Source organism: Pelomonas sp. KK5, assembly GCF_001984095.1.
Classification (GTDB): domain Bacteria; phylum Pseudomonadota; class Gammaproteobacteria; order Burkholderiales; family Burkholderiaceae_C; genus KK5.
On the sequence record NZ_LYVQ01000433.1, the window covers coordinates 1 to 2,207 of the forward strand.

A 2,207-nucleotide genomic window follows, 5' to 3' on the forward strand; every position below is an offset into this window, starting at 1 on the left:
GTCCGTGCAGGTCCGGCGCGACGGCTTCAGTGCTGTCCTGGCTGCGGGCACAGGTATCCATGCCTGCCTGCAGCTAGATCCACCCCAGAGATAGCAGGTCTTGCAATTCAAACAACTCCGAGGCCTTCGATGGCTGGGGCTGCGCCACACCGTCCAGTGCGAGCTCGGCCGAGTCCAGCAAGGCCGCGCTCATGGGCAAGAGCGCTGTCCTTCGCGCTGGCTTCATGCCTGGCTTGCTCGCCGGACATCTGAGAGGGAGGCCCGTCGTTGCCCACTCGCGCCGGCCGCGGTAAACCCTTTCGGGGCGAAGCTGGCTTGTGGCTGCACCTCGGCCGGCGTGGGTGAAGTTCGAGCGGGTGGAGGCGATGGGCACAGAATCATGCTGACGATCCCTTCGAGCCCCCGGTGCAACAGGAGATCCGGCCGGGCTCAGTCGTCAAGTTGTCAGGGCTCGGTGCATGTGAGTCCGTGCGCCAGCGCACGGACGGGAGTCGCCTCTGCGCAGAGCATTGGACCGATGCCACGACTGGGAGCAGGCGATGAAGGTACTCACGCTGATTGTCGCGGTAATGCTTGCCTCGCTAGGCGCATTGCTGGTCGCCTTGGACTACATAGGCTGGGGCTTGGCGCTCTGGGCCGGCGCCGCCGTTCTCTCCCAGTCCTTCATCATGGCCGCAGTGTGGCGTGACCTGTCGGAACGACGGCCCGCTGGCGTCTCTATCTGGCCCGGCGCGTGGCATGTCACGGATCTGATCACCAGTATCCGTCGCGTGCTGTCCAAGAGATTCTGGGCGTCCTGAAACTGGCTGCATCGACCTCGTCCCCCAGCCCATCCAGTCGATCCGGTTTGATTCGCAAACAAGCGGATGCCGACCAGCAGGCAAGCAAAGGCCGGCAAGGCCACGCATGAGCGTGGACCGGTGGGCCACCCGCCCCTTTCCGTCAGTCCTCGGATCCGAGGATGGCGCGCCCGAGCCCGAGCAAGCAGCGCCATGCGACAAGAACCCAGGTGGCCGCCCAGGTTGCGCGGTTTCATATCTCAGACACTGAGGAGAGATTGATCATGAACTACGTCTTCAAGGGCAGGATCAGAGGCCAGCTCTGCAGCGAGTGCTCCGAGCCCCTGTCCCACGTCACCGTGCGCCTCTACCGCACCCGCGTCGAACAGAACGTCACGGCGATGGCCGTCGCCGGCACCAAGGACACCTTCGCCATCCTCGACGACGCCACCGTGGCGGCCAAGCAGGGCTCGCTGCTGGGCGAGTACGAGACCGATGCCGACGGCAACTTCACCGCCGAACTCGGCGACAAGCAGAACTACCAGGGCGAGGCCTTCGAGATCGACGTCAATTGCGGCACCGTTCCGGGCCGCAAGCCCACGCCGACGCCCCCGCGTCCGCTGCAGTTCTCGGTCACCATCCTGCAGCCGCAATGGCGGCGCACCGAGGGCGGTGCCGTGGCCGCGTGGTCGGAGCTGCTCTCCCAGCGCTTCTGGTGCCTGCTGCGCTCGCGCTTCGGCGCCTGGGTGATCTGCGGCACCGTGGTGGTGTGCGACAAGAACGGCCAGCCGGTGCAGGGCGTGAAGGTCAGCGCCTTCGACCGCGACTGGCTGCAGGACGACCCGCTGGGCAGCGGCTTCACCGACGGCTCCGGCCGGTTCCGCATCGACTATCTCGACGCCGACTTCCGCAAGGACATCTTCGGCCTGAACATCGAGCTGTTCGGCGGTCCCGACCTGTACTTCAAGGTGGAGACGCCCTCGGGCACCGTGCTGCTGGCCGAGCCCGCGTCGCGCGGACGCGACCCGGACCGCGAGAACGTCGGCCCCTGCTTCTGCGTGAAGCTGTGCGTCAAGGACCAGCCGGTCGTCACGCATGCCTGGTTCACGCGCGTGGGCGACTTCGGCATCTATTCGGACATCAACCACCTCGGCGACGGCCGCAGCACGCACGCCGTGCCCTTCGGCTTCCCCGGCGCGCATGGCGGCCCCGGCTATGGCTTCTACGGCGGCCTGAAGCTGGTGGGCGACTGCCCCGCGCTGTACCCGACCGGCGGCCCGGCCATGCGCTATCGCTTCCTCACCGAAGTGCTGGGCAGCGGCACCGGCCTGCAGGCGGTCACGGCCGCCCAGACCATCGCGGTGAAGGTGGGCACGCGGCCCATCACCTGGAACGTCTCCGGCACGCCGGCGCCCATCGTCACCGCGC

The 2,207-nt window shown here is 67.1% G+C and carries 2 protein-coding genes; both read left to right on the forward strand.

The window, feature by feature from the left end; genetic code table 11:
- Positions 1 to 539: 539 nt before the first annotated feature.
- Positions 540 to 800, forward strand: coding sequence for a hypothetical protein (locus B0W88_RS31355; protein ID WP_144007125.1), 261 nt, complete (start codon positions 540 to 542; stop codon positions 798 to 800).
- 263 nt (positions 801 to 1,063) lie between these two features.
- Positions 1,064 to 2,207: hypothetical protein (locus tag B0W88_RS31360; RefSeq protein WP_198937997.1), on the forward strand; the 1,144-nt coding region annotated here is incomplete at its 3' end.

Bases quoted from the DNA above. Each gene is read 5' to 3' on its own strand.
- B0W88_RS31355 (WP_144007125.1), top strand. From the start codon at position 540: ATGAAGGTACTCACGCTGATTGTCGCGGTAATGCTTGCCTCGCTAGGC.